This is a genomic window from Mycoplasma enhydrae, from assembly GCF_025779955.1.
In the GTDB taxonomy this organism is placed as follows: domain Bacteria; phylum Bacillota_I; class Bacilli_A; order Mycoplasmatales; family Metamycoplasmataceae; genus Metamycoplasma; species Metamycoplasma enhydrae.
On the sequence record NZ_JAOXHI010000003.1, the window covers coordinates 1 to 20,063 of the forward strand.

Here is a 20,063-nt window from a genome sequence, read left to right on the forward strand (position 1 = left end):
CTGGAATTTTTTCTCCAGTAAGCACTCTCATACACAACTTGTATAAAAATATTCTTGTCTTATATTTTTTCATAATAAAAAACATATCCTCCATTTGTGGTAGTCCACTAATAGGGGATATGTTTATACCAAGAAATTAGACACTGGTATGTTTTTTAAAAATAAAATTTTGAAAGAAAAAACATCAAATTTTGCATTTGATGTTCGAATTAAATTATTTCAAGATCTTTGTAACTGATCCTGCACCAACTGTTCTACCACCTTCACGGATTGAGAATTTTGTTCCTTCTTCAACAGCGATTGGTGAGATTAAAGTAACTTTTAGATCTACTTGATCTCCAGGCATAACCATTTCACGGTCTCCAATAAATGCGATTCCACCTGTTACATCTGTTGTACGGAAGTAGAATTGAGGTTTATAGTTTTGGAAGAATGGTGTGTGACGTCCACCTTCTTCTTTTTTAAGAACATAAACTGTTGCTTCAAATTCTGTGTGAGGAATAATTGTTTTAGGTTTAGCTAAAACTTGACCACGTTCGATTTCTGATCTATCAACACCACGTAGTAATAAACCAGCGTTATCTCCAGCTTGAGCTTCTTTTAAGTTCTTTCTGAACATTTCAATTCCAGTAACAACTGTTTTTTTGGTTGGTTTTAGACCAACAATTTCAACTTCTTCGTTGATTGATAGAACTCCACGTTCTACTCTACCTGTTGCAACAGTTCCACGACCGGTAATTGTAAATACGTCTTCGATAGCCATTAAGAATGGTTTATCAACTTCACGTTTCGGTTCTTCAATATATGAATCAACTGCATCCATAAGTTGCATAATTTTTTCTTCATATTCTGCTTCACCTTGTAGAGCTTTTAAAGCTGAACCAGGAATAATAGGAGCATTGTCACCATCAAAACCATATTCTGATAATAGACCACGAACGTCCATTTCTACTAATCCAACCATTTCTTCTCTTTCATCAGCTTTAAACATATCAATTTTGTTTAAGAAGATAACGATCTTAGGAACACCAACTTGTTTCGCTAAAAGAATGTGTTCACGAGTTTGAGGCATAGGTCCATCTGTTGCAGCAACAACTAAGATAGCACCATCCATTTGTGCAGCACCAGTAATCATGTTTTTAACATAGTCAGCGTGGCCTGGACAGTCAACGTGTGCATAGTGACGTTTTTCTGTTTGATATTCGATGTGTGAAGTATTAATAGTAATACCACGTGCTTCTTCTTCAGGAGCATTATCTATAGAAGCATAGTCTCTAGCTTCTGATAAACCTTTTTTAGATAAAACTGTAGCAATAGCTGCTGTTAAAGTAGTTTTACCATGGTCAACGTGTCCGATTGTACCAATATTTACGTGTGGTTTCGAACGGTCAAAATCCATTTTTGCCATATTTAATTTCCTTTCAAAAATTTTTGATTAATATTTAATTTTTATTTTTATTTAAGATTAAAAATCTTAGTTAAACGCGTTTAACCACCTAAGCATAGTCTTTCATCTATGTCCTGTCCGATTGCGTTTAGTTTTAAAGTCAATAGAATAAATTTTAACAAAAAAATATAAATATTTACATTAATATTCTTAACGACTTAAATCATAGTATTTTTCGCTTAAAAATTAGCAAGATTAAAATTTCTTGTCATCTTTAATAATTCTTCCTAAAGTATCTTGTAAAGCATCAATAGGAACTTGTTTAAATTCACCTGTTTTAGCAACAGTTACTCCACCATTTTCTTCACTAACAATAATTGTTATTGCATCTGAAGTTTCAGATATACCCATTCCCGCTCTATGTCTTGCTCCATATTTATTATTAATAGATTTTTTAGTAATTTTGTAATATGTTGCAGCATAATGAATTTTATTATTTCTAATCACAACTGCTCCATCATGTAGCGGACTGTTTTTATTAAAAATAGAAATTAGAAGTGCTGCTGAAATATTAGCATCTAAAATGACACCGTCAGTTCTTAAACTATCTAAATTATCATTGTTCTCGATAGTAATTAAAGCACCTGTTTTAGTTTTAGATAAATACTCAATAGCTTCTTTTAGTTGGAATATTATTCTTATTCGTGTTGAATCACCTAAGGCTTTTTTATTTGATTTGTTTCTTTTAATAGCATTGAAAAGTGCTATTGCATAGTTGGTAACTATTACAATTGTTACTAAAATAACTAATGATAATATTGCATATAATATGTTTTTTTCCATAATCTTATTTTCCTATCATCATTTATTTAAGCCAAGAATAATCACAAGCATAATAATAATTAAAGCAATAAAGGCTGAAATGATTGTTATTTTTAGTCATAGTGGCATTGGCTTAGTTTTAGTTGCTAAAGGTGAATCTGACCATTTTTCATATTCAATGTAATTAGCATATTTAAGTTTAATTTTATTTTGGCGTTTTTGAGTTTCTTCAATTTTAGTTGAGTTCTTTTCATCCATTATTTTCATGAATCTTATTTTTTGAAAAAATGAAAAAATCTCCATTTCAGAGTATGGTTTGTAAAAATAAGCTTTTTTCTTATAGTTCTGAAATTCTGCAATTATTTTTGAAATACTATCATTCTCAGGATCATATTTCAAACTACGGGTATCTTTTTGTTTTTGAGCACCTAAAAGTTTTGCCATTTTTTCTCCATTCTTTCAACGAAATTCAATATTTTTATATAAAATAATCTTATTATAATTATTTATATCGTTAAAATTTTATATTAAATTGGGAGATAAAATGAAAAAAACAATTAAAGATATTGAACTTAAAGGTAAGAAAGTAATTTTGAGAGTTGATTTTAATGTACCTTTATTAGATGGAAAAGTAATGGATACTAAAAGAATAGATGCAGCAATACCAACAATAAAATATATTTTGGAAAATGGTGCTTCTTTAATTATGCTTTCACACCTTGGAAGAATTAAAACTCCAGAAGATAAAGCTAATAAAACTTTAAAACCTGTTGTTGCTAAATTCTCAGAAATTTTGGGCAAAGAAGTTAAATTTATTCCTTTTACAAAGGGAAAAGAAGTACAGGAGGCTGCTCAAAATCTAAAACCTGGTGAAATCATTTTTTTAGAAAACACTCGTCACGAGGATTTAAATGACAAAGCAGAATCTGGCAATAGTGAAGAGCTATCTAAATTCTGAGCAAGTTTAGGTGATGTTTATGTTAATGATGCTTTTGGAGCTTCACATCGTTCGCATGCTTCAACAGCAGGAATTGCTAAATTTGTTAAAGAATCAGCTTTAGGTTTTTTAATGAATGATGAAGTTAAACATTTAGAAAAAATTCTAGATGGTTTCGAAAGACCTTTTGTTGCTATTGTGGGTGGAGCTAAAGTTAGCGATAAAATCAAAGTTTTAGAAAAACTATTTAATGTTGCTGATAAAGTACTAGTAGTTGGAGGTATGGCTTATACTTTTCAAAAAGCATTGGGTCACAAAATTGGTACTTCAATATGTGAAGATGACAAATTAGAATTAGCAACTCAATATCTAAAACAATATAAAGACAAAATTGTTTTACCAATTGATAATGCTTATACAGATGAATTTGCAGATAAAACACCTAAATTTACAAATAAAGATAATATTGATATACCTGATGGATATATGGGTCTAGATGTTGGTCCACAATCTGTTGAATTATTTAATGAAGTTATAGCTTCAGCAAAAACTATTTTTTGAAATGGTCCAGCAGGAGTTAGCGAATTTAAGAATTTTGAAAATGGAACAAAAGGTATTGCTATAGCTATAGCTAATAACCAAAAAGCTTATTCAGTTGTTGGTGGCGGAGATTCGGTTACTGCAATTAACAAATTAGGCTATCAATCAAAATTTAGTTTTATTTCAACTGGTGGTGGTGCTTCTATTGAATTTATTCAAGGAAATAAAATGCCAGGATTTGAAGCAATTCAAGATAAATAATATTGATGCAAAAATATCGAGTTTAAACTTAAGCGCTCGATATTTTTTAATGCTCTAAATTATAAAATCAAGAAACTAAGTTTATAATGGTTTTTAAAGCAATGTTGTTTATACATTTTTTGCTAAAATTTTAAATTATGAAAAATTCCAAACTAAGTTTAAAAGAAACACAATTAGCAATTGAAATTTTAAAAGACGTTTTTTCACATAAATTAAAAAAATCTTTGAATTTAACTAGAGTTTCTGCTCCTTTATTTGTTAGAAGTTCAAGTGGTTTAAATGATGGTTTATCTGGCGAAAAACCCGTATCATTTCGACCTAAATCAATTAATGAAAAACTTGAAATAGTTCATTCGTTAGCTAAATGAAAAAGAGATGCGCTATATAGATATAATTTTGATTTGTATCATGGAATATATACGGATATGAATGCCATTAGACAAGAAGAAATAATTGATAATACTCATTCATTTTATGTCGACCAATGAGATTGAGAAATGATAATTGCTAAAGAAGATCGCGATTTATCATTTTTAAAGAAAATAGTTAACAAAATATATCAAGCTTTGAAATTTACTGAGAAAAAAATTAATAGCACTTATGTTACTTTAAAATCTAAATTGCCTAAAAAGATCTTTTTTATTGATTCATTAAAACTTTATAATAAATTTCCTAATTTAAGTTCTAAGGAAAGAGAATATGAACTAGTTAAAAAATATGGAGCAATATTTATTTATAAAATAGGCTACAATCTTCCAGATAACATACCTCATTCAAATCGAGCCAAAGATTATGATGACTGAAACTTGAATGGAGATTTAATAGTATATGATGAACTAAATGATATTGCACTAGAATTAAGCAGCATGGGGATTAGAGTTGATGCTAATTCATTACAAAAGCAATATAATTTACCATTAGAAGAAATAGCTAGAATTAGTTCATATCATCAAGCTATTATTGAAAATAAATTTCCTTTAACTATTGGTGGAGGAATTGGACAATCGAGAATCGCTATGTTTTTATTAGAAAAAAAACATATAGGTGAAGTTCAAGTTAGTGTTTGAGATGATAAAACGATCGAAAGTGCAAAAAAATCAGATATTATTTTGCTATAATTAATTAATATTAAAAAGTACATAGAGAGTTGTTTAGCTTGACAAGCGTTTGAAACATGCCAACCTGTTTATAAAATTAATAATCAAGGTGGATAGTCAGGGACATTAAATGTCTAACATGTATCATTACACTAATGCTTTTAAAAAACAGCTTTTCTAATTATTGGCTGTTTTTTTATGTTTTTTTAATATTAAAAATATAAGAAAGGATTATTTAAACTATGAAAAGAGTTTTAACTTCAGAAAGCGTGGGTGCTGGTCATCCAGATAAAATTTGTGATCAAATTAGTGATGCTATATTAGATGGTTTATTAAAAAAAGATCCGTACGCCAGAGTAGCATGTGATGTTTTAGCAAATAACAATATCATTTACATTGGAGGGCAAATTACTACTTCTGGATATATTGATACAATAAAAGAAGCCTGAAAAGTGCTAAAACCATTAGGATATAATGAAAATGATTTTAATATAATTAATGGAATTTATCACCAAAGTCCAGACATAGCCATTGGAATTGCTAAAAAAGGTAGTGATGATTTAGGAGCTGGAGACCAAGGAATTTTATTTGGATATGCAACAGATGAAAATGAATATTACATGCCTTGACCAATTGTTTTAAGTCATGAATTGGTTAAGAGAGCTGAAAAACTAAGACGTGCCAAAAAATTTCCTTATGCTAAAAGTGACATGAAGAGCCAAGTTACAGTTGAGTATGACGATGAAAACAATAGCATTAGAGTTGCAAAAGTTTTAATGTCAGTTCAACATTTATCCAATTTCAACGAAGAAAAATTTAAAAAATTTATTAAAGAAAATATTATTGATTATGTAATGGTGAAACATAATTTCAATCTAGATTATGAAATATTAATTAATCCAACCGGAAGATTTGTAATTGGGGGGCCCGTAGGAGACACTGGTTTAACTGGAAGAAAAATAATTGTTGATACTTATGGTGGCTTTGCTCACCATGGTGGAGGAGCTTTTAGTGGAAAAGATGCTACTAAAATTGATAGAAGTGCAGCTTATATGGCAAGATATATAGCTAAAAATCTAGTAGCTGCAGGCGTAGCTAAAATGTGTGAAATTCAATTATCTTATGCTATTGGTTTACCAAGACCTCAAAGTATTTATGTTAATACATTTGGAACTTCTAGATTTTCTGAAAATGAAATAATTAATTTAATAAATAAATTATTTGACTTAAGTGTTAGAGGAATAATTAAAACGCTAAATCTACTTAAGCCAATTTATTTACAAACTGCAACATTTGGTCATTTTGGACGCAACGATTTAAATTTAAGTTGAGAGGCATTGGATAAAATTCAAGTTATTAAATCAGAATTAAACCTTAAATAAGCAAATATTATGGATACCAAAATCAGTTACGGTTTTGGTTTTAATTTTATTTTTTTTTAGCCTTTTAATACGCTAAAATTAATATCATGAAAAATGTAAAACTATATGAAATGTTTGCTGGAATTGGTAGCCAATATAAAGCTCTTAAAAATATTGAAAAATCTTTAAAAATCAATGTTAAATCACTTGGATCTTGTGATTTTTATATTGATGCAATTATTGCATATATGATAATTCATTATGGCGCCGTTTCTTTTGAAGAAAAATATTCAAAAACTGAAATGATAACAAAACTTAAAGAATACATATGAAGTGCCAACAGTAAAAATGTTGTTAGTGACAATTATTTTCAGAAAATGAATGAACAAAAATTGAGAAGAATTTTTCCCTATTTATATGGATATGTAAATAATGATTATTTTTTTAAGAAATTTAATGTAAACGAGAGAGAGAGAGAGAGAGAGTCAAACTGACATTACTCATTTCGAGAAACTACCTAAAGATATTGACATTCTAACTTATTCTTTTCCTTGCCAAGATATTTCGCAACAAGGCAAACAAAAGGGATTAGATAACACTCGAAGTGGTTTGCTTTATGAAATAGAACGTATTCTAAAGAATAATAAAAATTCTTTACCAAAGGTTTTGGTTTTAGAAAATGTAAAAGCATTGATGTCTAAAAAATTTATTGAGCAATTTAAGGATTGAACCAAAAGCTTAGAAAAATTAGGATACAAATCAAAATATAAAATAATTAATTCTATTGATTACGGAAGCGCTCAAAATAGAGAGCGAGTTTTCTGTATTTCTTGATTAGACAAAACTAAAAATTTTGATTTTCCAAAACATATTACTCATGAAAATACACTAGACAAAATAATTTGTAATGATAATATGGAAGAATTTAAATATTCCAATAAATATGCTTTTAATGAGTTTAAAAAAACTAAAAACGGAATTTGAAAATCTAAATTAATTGATTATACTAATTTTAATTCTGAAGCCTATATTTATTTAAATAAAGGCTTTGGACCGACCTTAACAGCAAGTGGTGCAAATAGCAGATTAAAATTTTATTTCAAAGAAACTAATAGCATTAATTATATTAATGCACAGCAATCCTTTTTATATATGGGTTTTGATAATAAAGATTATTTAGCTTTAAAAAATGCTGATTTAATGTCAGAAACAAAAATGATTTATTTATGTGGCAATTCTATTAGTGTTGAAGTTTTAGAACATGTTTTTAAGGAAATCATCGAATGCAAGCTTATTTAGATAAATATGACTTTATTTCATTACTAAATCTGCTAAAAACAAGCGTTCTAATTCCGCTAAAGCAAAAGGCTACATAGATATTTTCATGCAAGAGGACGATTGACTAATTGAGGGCATTTATATCAATTTCGAATATTTAGAAATTGATGAATATACTACTCCAAGTTGATTCATAAAGCAAAATGCTAATTTTAAAACTAGAAATCATTTATTTAAACTAATTGGTTTAAAGCAAGAACAAAGACCAAATATAAATGCAAATAAAACTATTGTTTTAGATGAGAAACAAATTAAAATTGTTAATGACTTTTTTAACAATTATTATTTTTTACAAAATAAAACTATAAAAAATATCATTTCTATTCTAAAAGGAAACAATGCAGGAGGTTCTTTTGCTAATCCAAAAAATGCTGAAATGATAATTGATTTAGAAAAATACACGATGAAAACAAAAGCATATGATAGTTATATTTATAATTTATTTATGGTTTTAGATTTAATTTTAAAAAATCAAAAAAATAACAAAAATTCTAAAGAAATTGAAGAGATGGCTAAATTTTCTAATAACTACAAGAATTATGATTCCTTTATGGATAAGTTTTTTGATGAAAAAAATGATTCGTTTAATAAAGCATCTGAAAAATTTGGTGAGCTATTAAAATTAGCAAACAAAAACAATAAAAATTCAAAAGAAAAATTTGAATGAACCTTATATCAAAAAAGAATAATTAAAGAAATTGATGGCACAAAGAGAATTAGGGAAAATATTATTGATCCTAAAATAGAAAGTTTTAGAAACAAAGCCAGTTCTTTTGAAATAAACGTATTTGATTTAGAGGATATAAAAGCCAAAAGAAAGAGAAAAATGGAAATTGAGAATGCTCATATATATGATGTTAAATATATTAAAAAAGATTTAGAGAATTATGCTTTCATTTTACACAACAATATCAAAAATATTGATAATGATATAATAGCGGATTCTCCTAAATTTCAAGAAATTCTTGGATATGTTGCAAGCAAGGAAAATTTACTAAATTTACCAATTGATATTCATAAATGTTTTGATAGAAATGAATTTACATATTCTAAATCTGGCGACATTCAAATTTTAGATAAGAATTTTGAACTTGAAGATTGAGAAAAATGCTTGGAAAAAATTCCCCAATCAAAACTAAGTCAAAATATGATTCAATTTATTATTTGAAGAAATCAAAAAAGAAAATAGAGCAGTTTTGTGCTCTATTTTTTGGTTATTTAAAATAATATGGCAGGGGTTAAAGGAATCGAACCCTTACAAATAGTTTTGGAGACTATAGTACTACCATTATACAAAACCCCCATGTTTATAATGTTTTAATTATAAACTATTTTGCTATCTTGAAGTAGCATATGTCACCGTCTTGCATTATATAATTACGGCCTTCTAATGACATTTTTCCGGCTTCTTTGGCTTGTTTTTCTCCACCTAAATTTAGATAGTCTTCATATTTGATAACTTCAGCTTTAACAAATTTTTTTTCAAAATCAGTATGAATTATGCCAGCGCATTCAGCAGCATTCATTCCGTTTTTAAAAACTCATGCTCTAGCTTCGATTTCACCTGCTGTAAAGTATGTCGATTGATTAAGTAAATAGAAACTTTTAGAAATAATTTCATCTAAACCAGATTTTTCAATATTATATTCATTTAAAAACATTTGTTTTTCTTCAGCGCTAAATTGGCAAACTTCATATTCTAATTTAATGCATATTGGAATTAATATTTCATTTTGAGTTTCAAGATGTTTTCTTAGTGTTTGAAAATGAATAGCATTGTTTAAATTAGCATATGATTTAGAATCTAAATTAGCTACATAAATTGTAGGCTTCATAGTTAAGTATTGATAATTTTTAATTAATTTAAGCTCTTCTTCATCAAAAACTATATTTTTTAGCATTATTTCTTGTTGTAAACTGTTTTTAATTTTCAAAAGCAATTCATATTCTTTTTTAAGTTCTTTATCATTGGTGTTTTGAGCTCTTTTGGCTATTCTATTAATAATATTTTCAGTAGTTTGTAAATCAGCTAATATTAATTCTAAATTTATTATTTTTAAATCATCTAAAGGATTTATTTTATTTTTGACATGAACTATATCTTCATCTTCAAAACATCTAATAACATGAACTATGGCATCTACTTCTCGAATGTTAGCTAGAAATTTATTGCCCAAGCCTTCGCCTTTAGAAGCTCCTTCAACTAGACCGGCGATATCTACAAATTGAAATGTTGCTGGAACTACTTTTTTGGCATTTACCATTTTGGCTAATTGATATAATCTAGTGTCTTCCAAGTTTACAATCGCAACATTAGGCTCAATTGTAGTAAAAGCATAATTTGCTGATTCAGCTTCATTAAGCGTTAAGGCTGAAAATAAGGTACTTTTTCCTACATTTGGTAAACCTACAATACCTGCTTTTAATGACATAATTATTCTCCTTTTTATAACTTAAAAAATATTAGTTTAAATTAGAAAAATTATACTATTAAAATGTATTATTATTACATATCAACAGCACATATGATAAGGAGAAAATTTTTAAGCTATGAATGAAAAATATAACAAAGGGTCAATAGAAATCATAACAGGACCTATGTATAGTGGTAAGAGTGAAGAATTATTAAGAAAATTTAAAACTCTATGATATGTAGGTTTTAACAGCTTAATTATTAAACCAAAATTTGATAATAGGTTTTCAGAAACTGAAATAGTAAGTCGAGCAGGAACAAAATGTGATACTTACACACTAGAAGATATTAATGAAATATATTCTTTACTAAAAAAAGAGCATTATGATTCTATTTTGATTGATGAAGCTCATTTTTTTAGTGAAGATATTATCAAAATTGCAGATGATTTAGCTAATAAGGGATATTTAGTTGTTATTGCAGGTTTAGACCAGGATTATTTGCACAAACCTTTTGGTCCAATGCCACAATTAATGGCAATAGCTGAAAGAGTAACCAAACTAAATGCTATATGTGTTATATGTAAAAATTTGGCTTCAATGTCTTATCGAAAAATTGATAGCGAAGAACAAAGACTATTAGGTGATTATAATGAGTATGAACCTAGATGTCGTAGATGTTATAATTTAGGAAAAAATATAAAAAAATAAAGTTGCAATATTTTATTAGACTCTTGAATTTGTCTAATAATTAGCAACTTTTTTCATTTAGTAAAAAAGATAAAAAAATGGGGCGTTCGAAGGGGATCGAACCCTCGTATGCCGGAGCCACAACCCGGAGCGTTAACCACTTCGCCACGAACGCCATTTATTAGCCTTATTATTTTAGCATAAATAGTTAGTTTTTTAAAAAACTTAGAATTTTATTAAGACAAATAAAATAGTTGGCAAAAGCCAACTATAATTATTAGTTTATTAATCTTCAAGAGCTATAAAATGAGGAGTTTTTGTATCATCATCTGCAAAAATGAATACAATGTATATTTTGTTATCTTTTAGAGCAAATTCAAGTGCTTTTCTTTTATTTGATGATTTAGAAGCGTAAATTATTTTTTTAGTATAAAGTGCTTCTATAAATTCTTCATCTCATTTTATTCCTGTGAATTTTGATTTTGCATCTTTGCTTTTTAAACCGTAAGTAATGCTGGTGCTATATGACTTAATGTAACCGAAATATTCATATTCATAATCTTTATGTTTCTTTTTATCTTCTGATAATTTTTTAATATCATCTATGACTGATTGTTCTAATTTTCCACTAAAAATTGTTTTGTTTTTAATTTTTTCAAGAATTGAATCATTTGTTACTTTTGTTGAGCCTTTTTTAAAACCGTCATATTCAACTGTTTTTGAATATTTAATACTATTGTCATAGTTTGAAAAAACAAATTCAATTACTGCTTTACCTTCAGCTGCATTTTCATCTGTTGTAATATTTTTTATTGTATAAAATTTAATGAATTGAGGTTTAGTTGCATCACCTTCATATATAAATCCTTTTTTAGCAAAATCAAAACTTTTATAATTTAGTTTTTTTGCTGTTAATGTTGTTTTGTCAATATCAGCTTTTATTGTAGGATTTAAAACTGTGAAATATTCTTCTACATTTGGAGCATCAAATGCTAGAGTGCCTGAAACTTTAAATTTCTTATTTTCAATAGTTATTTCAGCCTCTAATGTTTTGGTGTCTTTTTTTCATTCAACTGAATATAATTTGTCATTAACTTTATTTAATGATAGCCCAAGGTCTTCTAATATTTTTTCGCTAAATTCAGTTGTTTTATCATTATCTTTAAAGTCTTTTCAAGAACCAGTTGAGCCTTCTGCCATTACATAAAGCAATTGCTCGTTTAGATTGTCATTTGTAATTTCAGAAGCAAATTTATTTGTATTAAATGCTAGCTTATTAACTACTTTTTGAGCTTCTTGTAATTTTAAATTTGGTATCTTGGATTTTATTTCATCAAATTTTTTGGTTAAATTTTGTTTAGCTTCATCAATTTGTTCTTTGGTAGATGCATTGTTTTGTACTATATTTGTTTGGGTTTGAATTTCTTGAGATAATTCAGTTTTTAAAGCTTCTAAGTAAGTATATTTTAAATCACTTTTAATATATTCTTCAATAGCTTGCTTTGAAGCATTAAATGATTCAATAGCAATATCTCTTGGATTATTTGGTTTAGGTTTAGCTAAAATTGTTTCATAAGAAGATTTTAGCTCATTCTTAGCTGATATTAATTCTTCTTTAGTAGCGTCTGCTTTATTTTCTATAGTCTTTGCTTTTTCAATTGCTTTTTCTAAGTCTGCTTTTTGATCAGCTCTTAAGGTATCTTTTTTAGCTTCAATTTCTTTAATATAAGCACTTAAAGCGTTTTTAGCTTCTTGTAATAATTCAGCCTCTGTTTTTGGTGCAGGTTGTTTTTTTATTTCTTCAAATTTTGATTTTAAATTTGTTTTAGCCTTAACTAAATCTTCTTTTGAAGCAGATTTGTTATTCAAAATTTCTTTAGCTTTTTGGATTTCTGTTTTTAGTGCATCTTTTTGATCTTGTCTAAGGTCAGATGCACTTAATTTTTGTTCTAATTCACTTATAGTTTTTTCTAATTCATTTTTTTCTGTATTCGAACAAGAAATTGCTGCTAATGATACAGGAACCATTGCAGAAATTGCTCCCAATGTTGTTAAAATTTTTAAAGATTTTTTCATTTATTTTCTCCATTTTTTTTATCATATCTAATCTATATTTTAACAAAAAACGTAACTAAATATTTTAAGAGTTAATATAAACCTTAGATATAATCTAAGAAAGCTCAAAAAACTCACCAATTGGTTAAAAAGTGAGTTTTGTAATAAATCAATTTATTTTTTTTGTTCAGCAATTTTTTTCTTAAGAATTAATTCTTCAATGACATCATGTTTTTTTTGAATGTCTTGTTTAAAATTAATTTCTAAATTAATTGGCTTAGTGTCAATATGACTAACAATAAGTGATAATAAATTATCTTTAAATTCCACTATTCCTTGGTCAATATAAAAGATTTTACTATCCTTTTCTTGTTCAGTTTTAATAATTATTTGAGAAGGTACTAAAGCTGCTATAAATGGTAAAGCGCCGTTCATTAGTCCTATTTGTCCTTCAGTTGTAGAAAATGTAGCGATTGAAGCTTTAGATTCAAAATAAATCCCTTTGGGTGTTGTTATAACAACATCGATAACTTTATTTGCCATATTTATTTATCAAATTTGTAGCCTAAAGTTTTGGCTTTTTGAATAACTTCTTCAATAGTGCCAACATATAAAAAGGCTTCTTCTGGTAAATCATCATATTTTCCACTTAAAATTTCTTTAAATGATCTTATTGTGTCCTTTAAATTTATATATTTACCTTGAATTCCACTAAATTTTTCAGCAACAAAAAATGGTTGAGATAAAAAACTTCTAATTCTTCTGGCTCTAGCAACAACTCTTTTATCTTCTTCAGATAATTCATGCATTCCTAGAATTGCAATAATATCTTGAAGTTCTTTAAATCTTTGTAAAATATTTTGAACTTCGCGGGCAGTGTTGTAATGTTCTAAACCTATTATGTTAGGGTCCATCATTCTCGAATTTGAACCAAGTGGGTCAATAGCAGGATATATACCCAAGGCAGCTATATCACGATCTAAAACGGTTTTAGCATCTAAGTGAGTAAATGTAGTTGCAGGCGCAGGGTCAGTTAAGTCATCAGCGGGAACATAAACTGCTTGCACTGATGTAATAGATCCTTTATTGGTTGAAGTAATTCTTTCTTGCAATTGCCCCATTTCAACTGCTAATGTTGGTTGATAACCAACAGCTGATGGCATACGTCCCAATAAGGCAGAAACTTCTGAACCCGCTTGAGTAAACCTAAAAATATTGTCGATAAATAATAAAACATCTTGCCCTAATGAATCTCTAAAATACTCAGCCATTGTTAGAGCAGTAAATGGTGCTCTCATTCTAGCACCGGGCGGTTCATTCATTTGTCCGAACACCAAGGCAGTTTTATCTAAAACACCACTAGCTTTCATTTCATGATACAAATCATTACCTTCACGAGTTCTTTCACCCACTCCAGCAAACACAGATAAACCGCCATGTTGTTTTGCAATATTATTAATTAATTCTTGAATTAAAACAGTTTTACCAACTCCAGCACCACCAAATAATCCAATTTTTCCACCTTTTATATAAGGTATTAACAAGTCAATAACCTTAATTCCAGTTTCAAATATTTCTAAAGTTGATTTTTGTTCTTCAAAACTAGGGGCAGGACGGTGAATTGGTAAACGATTATTAAATTCTCCACCCATTAAATCAATTGGTTCACCTAAAACATTAAACATTCTAGATAAAATTTCTTTACCAACTGGTGCTGTAATTGGTTTTTGAAGGTCTAAAACTTTCATACCTCTTTTTAGACCAATAGTTAAACTCATAGCTATAGTTCTAACAGTGTCATTTCCAATATGTTGTGCTACTTCCAAGTATTGCTGATTCTTAGGATTTTGTTCATCAATAACAAACAAGGCATTAAGCATTTTAGGCGCTTTACCTTCTTCAAATCTAACGTCGATAACTGCACCTAAAATCTGAGTTATTACACCATAGTTTTTTTGTTCTTCATTTTTTTTAGTTTTTGGCATATATATCCTTTCCTAAGAATCTGAACCATTTACAATTTCTGTAAGTTCTTGGGTTATTTTTGATTGTCTTGAACTGTTATAGCTTATTTTTAGATCATTAATTAAATCTTCAGCATTGTTTGAAGCTTGTTCCATTGCTGTTCTTCTTTGACTAGTTTCTGCTAGTTTAGCATTAGTTAAAGCATTAAAGATAGAAGCTTCAAAAAATATCTTAAATGAGTTTTGTAGGATTATTTCTGGGTTAGGTTCAAATATTGTTTCTTTTTTAATATATTCATTTTCTTTATTATCGAATTTTTGGATAGTTTCTGAAGAAATTGGAAAAATTTCTTTGACTATAGGATCTGCTTTTAAGGGATTTTCATAATATGTATAAATTAGTTTTACAGACTTTAAAAGTGATATTTCTAAAACATCATAAATCTTATTTGAAACCACTTGAGCAACATCAATAGTTGGATTATCTCCAATTTGTGTTAATGTTTGAATAATATGATATTTTTTGTTTTTTTCAATTAAGCTCAGCAATTTTGAACCAATGACAATTAAAATGTCATCACCACTAACTACTTCACATATTTTTTTATACATTTCAGAATTAAAAGAACCGCAAAGACCTAAATCGCTACCAAAAACAATATATAAGTTTCTTTTAGCAGCAAAAGTTCAGGCGTGCTTATTTAATAATTTATCTATATCTTGATCAGTATTTTTTATTAAATTAATAAAAATTTTTTCGATATTTTCATAATATGACTTAACTTTATTTGTTTTGTTTCTTATTTTAGAAAATTTTGCTGTTGCAACCAATTCCATTGCCTTAGTGATTTTTTTTGTAGAATTAACTGAATTAATTCTTTGTTTTATTTTTTGGAGGTTTTCCATGCTAATTCCGGAACAGGTTGATATAGGTCTTTATTATATAAAGGAATTGTTTTAATAAATAATTCATTAAATTGCAAAATTTTGTTGTAAATATCTTCAATTAATTTATCAGTTCAATCAGAAGCTTCATTTAATTTTCTTAGCACTTTAGATGCTGAAACATTAACTGAAAAATAAGTTAATAATTCTTGACGATATTTAATTATTTTATCTTTAGGAATTACATTAATTAAACGATATTTAGCACAGAACAGTAAAATAATTTGTTCTGAAGGAGAATATGGTGAATATTGTGATTGTTTTAAAAGCTCATATACTTTTGAACCGTGTTCTAAAATTGTTCTTGTATTTTGGTCTAAATCTGAACCAAATTGGGCAAAAGCTTGCATTTCGTTGTATTGTGCTAGTTCAAGTTTTAAACTTGATACAACTTTTTTAGTTAATTTTGTTTGCGCAGCTGAACCAACACGACTAACTGAATAACCAACATCGATTGCAGGTCTTTGGCCTGAATTAAATAACGATTCTTTGGTAAATATTTGACCATCAGTAATTGAAATAACATTTGTAGGAATATAAGCTGAAATATCTTCTGCTTGAGTTTCAATAATAGGTAAGGCTGTAATTGAACCACCACCATGATTTTGGTCTAATCTTGCTGATCTTTCTAGTAATTGTGAATGTAAGTAAAATACATCTCCTGGATATGCTTCACGACCTGGAGGTCTTCTTAATAATAAAGAAAGAGTACGATAAGCCACAGCATGTTTAGATAAGTCATCATAGACTATTAAAACATCTTTTCCTTTAGACATTCATTCTTCTGCTATCGTAATGCCTGTATACGGAGCAATATATTGTAATGGAGCACTTTCAGAAGCTGAGGCTGAAACTATAGTTGTATATTTTAAAGCATTATGTTTTTGTAATTGGTCAACAATTTGACTGATTGTTGAATTTTTTTGACCAATAGCAACATATATACAATACACATTTTTGTTTTTTTGATTCAAAATCGCATCTATTGCTATTGCCGTTTTTCCAGTTTGTCTATCACCAATAATCAATTCACGTTGACCACGACCAATTGGAATTAAGGCATCAATTGCTAAAATTCCAGTATGTAAGGGCTCTGATACTTGTTTTCTTGTCATAACTCCAGGAGCTATTTTGAAAATTGGGCTATCAATTTCTCCCTCTATTTTACCCTTGCCATCAATTGGTTGAGCTAAAGCATTAACTACACGGCCTAAAAGGCTGTCCCCAGCTTTTACTGATATTACCTTGTGTGTTCTTTTAACATGGGAATTTTCGACAATATTTCTATCATCACCCATAACAACAATTCCGACTAGTTCTTCTTCTAAATTTAGTGCCATACCAACAATGCCACAGTCAAATAAAACTAATTCGCCATATTCAACGCTGTTAAGCCCACTAACCATTGCAATACCATCACCAACAGTAATAACTCGCCCAACTTCTTCATAACTAATAGCTTCATTAAAATCTTTAATTTGGTTTTTAATAATAGCTGATAGATCACTAGGTTTAATTGCCATTAGAGCTCCTTTCTATATTGTTCTTTTGATTTTTTCTAATCTACCTAAAACGGTATTATCAATTAAATATTCATCAACTTTTATTTTGATACCTCCTATTAAAGAAGGGTCAATTTCATTGACTAAAATTATTTTAGAATTTAAGTCCTTAGAAATTTTTAGTTCCAATTTCTTCATTTCTTCAGTCGAAATCTTTTTTGAACTAAAAACTTTTCCATATCTTATTTTTAATTTTTCATTAGATAACTCTATAAATCTATGAAAAATTGAACCTAAATATTTAACAACGTGTTTTTTAGTTGCTAATTTTATTGTATTTAAAATATAAGGATGAAATAATCCAAAAGCCTCATCAATCATCGAGTATTTTTTTTCATCTGACATATCATAAGAATTTAAAATCATTAAATACTCTTTGTTTTGTTTTAAAACCTGAATTATTTTTTCGCAGTCATCAGTAATTTTTTCTAGATCTTTAGAATTTCTAACTAAATCAAATAGAGCAAAAGATCAATTGTTAATTGTTTGTTTTAAATCAAACATGACTATTTATCCAATACTTCTTTAATCATTTTAATGTTGTCAGCATCCTTAATTTCACGACCAATGATTTTTTTAGCTAATTCAACTGCATTATCCATAATAATTTTTTTCTGTTGTTTGCTAAATTCTTCATGCTTTTTGTTAATTAAAACTTCTGCTTGATCTAGCATTATTTCTGTTTTTTTCTTTGCTAATGCCGAACCACTATTAATAATTCTTTCACTTTCAACTTTAGCGTTATTTATAATCATAGTTGCCTGGTTTGTGGCTTCAATAATTTTTTTATCATGTTCTTCTTGAACTCTTAAAGCATCGTCTTTTGCTTTAATTGAAGCATCAATATTTTCTTGAATTAATTGTTGACGCTTTTTAATCATCTTTTTAATGGGTTTGTAAACTAAAAAAGTAATAATAACAGTAACCAACATTAAAACAATTAATGAAAATACAAATAATGGTCAATTAAATGACAAGCCTGAGAAAGTTTTTTGAATTTCATCAGATACACTACCGCTTTTTAATTTAATAAAAGTATTTTGGTACATAATTTACTAAACAAAAATTAATAGTAGTGCAATAATTAAACAATAAATTGAAGCCGATTCAACTATTGCTAAACCAAATATTAATAATGTACGAACTTTAGATAAAGCTTCAGGATTTCTTCCTACAGCTTCACAAGCCTTAGCCACAGCTATACCTTGTCCTAAAGAAACTACACCAGAACCACAAATAGCTAGACCAGCTCCTAGCATTGTTAAACCATAAGCAAATGGGTAATTTACACTTGAAGAACTACCTGCATTATTAGGGTTAAATTTTTGAACAATTTCGTTCAATTTATCTAATTTATCAATCATAATTTTCTCCTACAAAAATTTTTTATATATAGTAATTTATTTTATTTTAAACAGTATTGCTTTCAAGATTGAGTTGTTTGTTTTCAACAACTTTTTTCTTTCAAGCTCGAATTTTTTTCTTGTGTTTTTCTTTAATATCAACCTCTGCTGCCTGGGACCAGTATGATACCGTTAATAACACAAATACAAATGCCTGAATTGCGACACCAAATATGTCAAAATATAAGTTAAATGCTGGCAACAATAACACTCCAAGTGGATTAAATGTTGATGCTGCTGAACTAGGATCAATTCCAATAATTTTAGATCAAATATTATTTAAAAATAATGTTGTTAATGAAACTAAAACTACTCCTCCCATAATATTTCCATATAAACGAAATGTCATTGATATAAGGGGTGAATAATTGGAAGCAAATTCTAATGGATTTATTAATTTAAGTATATATTTAATTTTGTTATATGCTATTCCAACTCCGGCTGTACCTAATCATGTAACTACTGTTGCAGCTAAAATTGCCGATAAACTTGTTCCAATAGGAGCAAGCCCTATTAAAGATAAAATATTGCCAAAGAAAATAAAAACAAATAATGATATTAAATATGGATTTGCTTTATCAAATTTTGATTCATGTTTCTCGCTAAAAAATTCATCACTACCTGCAACTACAACTTCAACTAAAACAATAGCAGTATTTGGAGCCACATTCGCTTTTTGTCTTTTTACACCAATGTAAATCAAAATTGATAATGCAAGTGTAATAAAAACTAACACAATCATTGAAAAAATTTGGTTTGAATTAATTTCAGAATCACCAAATCAATTAAGTCTCAGTAATTTGTCCATTATTCTCCTTTCTTTGTCTTATTTTTGAATTTATCCAATTCGCAATTGCTCATATAATTACATAAACAGAAAGTAATACATATGGTGTTGTCATTGTAATAACATTAAATGGAAAAAAAGCTTTTGATTGTTTTCAACCTAATGAATCATGGAAATAAACATTTAGTCAAATGAATAATGCAAAAAGCGAAATATTAAGAATAAATAAAACAAAAAATATTAATATTCCAATTACTTTTTTAGATTTTGTTTTATTTTTTTCCTTAGCAATATCAGCAATTAACTTTTCAATTAATTTCAATGACCCTAAGAATAATAAAAAACTAACTATGCCAACCATAAATCCGAATAACAAAGAATAATTAAAAGGAGTTAAAGCAATAAATATCAGAAATATTGCTACATTTAAAGTGGCATAAGTTATTCAAAATTTTTTTTCATTTATATTTTTCATGCTCAAATGGTTACTAAATAAAATAAC

21 protein-coding genes and 2 tRNA genes are annotated in these 20,063 nt (G+C 28.0%); 7 read left to right on the plus strand and 16 right to left on the minus strand.

Features of this window, described 5'->3' with window-relative positions:
- Positions 1 to 214: 214 nt before the first annotated feature.
- The 3 genes from tuf to OF364_RS01135 all read right to left on the minus strand — a co-directional run bounded on the left by tuf (position 215) and on the right by OF364_RS01135 (position 2,653).
- The gene (gene tuf / locus OF364_RS01125) at positions 215 to 1,408 is read right to left on the minus strand and encodes an elongation factor Tu (protein ID WP_205851026.1); all 1,194 of its coding nucleotides are present in this window, start codon (positions 1,406 to 1,408) and stop codon (positions 215 to 217) included.
- Between the two features lie 234 nt (positions 1,409 to 1,642).
- On the minus strand, positions 1,643 to 2,230 hold the full coding sequence (locus OF364_RS01130) for a diadenylate cyclase (protein ID WP_205851027.1): 588 nt from the start codon (positions 2,228 to 2,230) through the stop codon (positions 1,643 to 1,645).
- A 12-nt stretch (positions 2,231 to 2,242) separates the two neighbouring features.
- Positions 2,243 to 2,653, minus strand: coding sequence for a hypothetical protein (locus tag OF364_RS01135; protein WP_205851028.1), 411 nt, complete (start codon positions 2,651 to 2,653; stop codon positions 2,243 to 2,245).
- A gap of 100 nt (positions 2,654 to 2,753) precedes the next feature.
- On the opposite strand from OF364_RS01135, the gene OF364_RS01140 reads away from it, so the two are divergent.
- The 6 genes from OF364_RS01140 to OF364_RS01165 all read left to right on the plus strand — a co-directional run bounded on the left by OF364_RS01140 (position 2,754) and on the right by OF364_RS01165 (position 8,932).
- Entirely contained in the window at positions 2,754 to 3,947 is a 1,194-nt protein-coding gene (locus OF364_RS01140) for a phosphoglycerate kinase (protein WP_205851029.1), read from the plus strand.
- Between the two features lie 137 nt (positions 3,948 to 4,084).
- Positions 4,085 to 5,065, plus strand: coding sequence for an aspartate--ammonia ligase (gene asnA, locus OF364_RS01145; protein ID WP_205851030.1), 981 nt, complete (start codon positions 4,085 to 4,087; stop codon positions 5,063 to 5,065).
- A gap of 221 nt (positions 5,066 to 5,286) precedes the next feature.
- Positions 5,287 to 6,426, plus strand: a complete 1,140-nt coding sequence (gene metK, locus OF364_RS01150) for a methionine adenosyltransferase (protein WP_263773980.1) — start codon at positions 5,287 to 5,289, stop codon at positions 6,424 to 6,426.
- Positions 6,427 to 6,512: 86 nt separating this feature from the next.
- Positions 6,513 to 6,926: a DNA (cytosine-5-)-methyltransferase N-terminal subunit gene (dcm_N, locus tag OF364_RS01155; RefSeq protein ID WP_263773981.1), complete on the plus strand. Its 414-nt coding sequence runs from the start codon at positions 6,513 to 6,515 to the stop codon at positions 6,924 to 6,926.
- Positions 6,927 to 6,936: 10 nt separating this feature from the next.
- Positions 6,937 to 7,704, plus strand: a complete 768-nt coding sequence (locus tag OF364_RS01160) for a DNA cytosine methyltransferase (RefSeq protein ID WP_263774018.1) — start codon at positions 6,937 to 6,939, stop codon at positions 7,702 to 7,704.
- A 19-nt stretch (positions 7,705 to 7,723) separates the two neighbouring features.
- The gene (locus tag OF364_RS01165) at positions 7,724 to 8,932 is read left to right on the plus strand and encodes an MAG4270 family putative restriction endonuclease (RefSeq protein WP_404824618.1); all 1,209 of its coding nucleotides are present in this window, start codon (positions 7,724 to 7,726) and stop codon (positions 8,930 to 8,932) included.
- A 40-nt stretch (positions 8,933 to 8,972) separates the two neighbouring features.
- On the opposite strand, the gene OF364_RS01170 is transcribed toward OF364_RS01165, so the two are convergent.
- Positions 8,973 to 9,046: transfer RNA gene (locus OF364_RS01170), tRNA-Trp, on the minus strand.
- A 25-nt stretch (positions 9,047 to 9,071) separates the two neighbouring features.
- The gene (gene ychF, locus OF364_RS01175) at positions 9,072 to 10,175 is read right to left on the minus strand and encodes a redox-regulated ATPase YchF (protein WP_263773983.1); all 1,104 of its coding nucleotides are present in this window, start codon (positions 10,173 to 10,175) and stop codon (positions 9,072 to 9,074) included.
- A gap of 118 nt (positions 10,176 to 10,293) precedes the next feature.
- Here ychF and OF364_RS01180 point away from each other — a divergent pair, with 118 nt between their 5' ends.
- Complete coding sequence (locus tag OF364_RS01180) at positions 10,294 to 10,866, plus strand: thymidine kinase (protein WP_205851034.1); 573 nt, start codon at positions 10,294 to 10,296, stop codon at positions 10,864 to 10,866.
- Positions 10,867 to 10,944: 78 nt separating this feature from the next.
- Here the strand turns inward: OF364_RS01180 and OF364_RS01185 are convergent.
- From OF364_RS01185 to OF364_RS01235, 11 genes are all read right to left on the minus strand, one after another.
- Positions 10,945 to 11,020, minus strand: a tRNA-His gene (locus OF364_RS01185).
- Positions 11,021 to 11,130: 110 nt separating this feature from the next.
- Positions 11,131 to 12,921 carry a hypothetical protein gene (locus OF364_RS01190; protein WP_263752454.1) on the minus strand — a complete coding sequence of 597 codons (1,791 nt, stop codon included), beginning with the start codon at positions 12,919 to 12,921 and terminating at the stop codon, positions 11,131 to 11,133.
- Positions 12,922 to 13,074: 153 nt separating this feature from the next.
- Entirely contained in the window at positions 13,075 to 13,443 is a 369-nt protein-coding gene (locus OF364_RS01195) for a F0F1 ATP synthase subunit epsilon (protein ID WP_263752452.1), read from the minus strand.
- A gap of 2 nt (positions 13,444 to 13,445) precedes the next feature.
- A complete protein-coding gene (gene atpD / locus OF364_RS01200) occupies positions 13,446 to 14,885 on the minus strand; it encodes a F0F1 ATP synthase subunit beta (RefSeq protein WP_263752451.1) in 1,440 nt (479 codons plus the stop codon).
- 12 nt (positions 14,886 to 14,897) lie between these two features.
- The gene (atpG, locus tag OF364_RS01205; protein WP_205851038.1) at positions 14,898 to 15,770 is read right to left on the minus strand and encodes an ATP synthase F1 subunit gamma; all 873 of its coding nucleotides are present in this window, start codon (positions 15,768 to 15,770) and stop codon (positions 14,898 to 14,900) included.
- Positions 15,749 to 17,332 carry a F0F1 ATP synthase subunit alpha gene (atpA, locus tag OF364_RS01210; protein ID WP_263773984.1) on the minus strand — a complete coding sequence of 528 codons (1,584 nt, stop codon included), beginning with the start codon at positions 17,330 to 17,332 and terminating at the stop codon, positions 15,749 to 15,751. The genes atpG and atpA overlap by 22 nt, the downstream gene beginning before the upstream one ends.
- Positions 17,333 to 17,344: 12 nt before the next feature.
- Entirely contained in the window at positions 17,345 to 17,875 is a 531-nt protein-coding gene (locus OF364_RS01215) for a F0F1 ATP synthase subunit delta (RefSeq protein ID WP_263773985.1), read from the minus strand.
- Between the two features lie 2 nt (positions 17,876 to 17,877).
- Positions 17,878 to 18,420 (minus strand): F0F1 ATP synthase subunit B family protein, encoded by a 543-nt coding sequence (locus OF364_RS01220; protein ID WP_205851041.1) that lies wholly within the window; start codon positions 18,418 to 18,420, stop codon positions 17,878 to 17,880.
- A gap of 6 nt (positions 18,421 to 18,426) precedes the next feature.
- On the minus strand, positions 18,427 to 18,735 hold the full coding sequence (atpE, locus tag OF364_RS01225; protein WP_205851042.1) for an ATP synthase F0 subunit C: 309 nt from the start codon (positions 18,733 to 18,735) through the stop codon (positions 18,427 to 18,429).
- Between the two features lie 46 nt (positions 18,736 to 18,781).
- Positions 18,782 to 19,582 carry a F0F1 ATP synthase subunit A gene (locus tag OF364_RS01230; protein ID WP_263773986.1) on the minus strand — a complete coding sequence of 267 codons (801 nt, stop codon included), beginning with the start codon at positions 19,580 to 19,582 and terminating at the stop codon, positions 18,782 to 18,784.
- The gene (locus OF364_RS01235; protein ID WP_263752443.1) at positions 19,560 to 20,036 is read right to left on the minus strand and encodes a hypothetical protein; all 477 of its coding nucleotides are present in this window, start codon (positions 20,034 to 20,036) and stop codon (positions 19,560 to 19,562) included. The genes OF364_RS01230 and OF364_RS01235 overlap by 23 nt, the downstream gene beginning before the upstream one ends.
- Positions 20,037 to 20,063 lie beyond the last annotated feature (27 nt).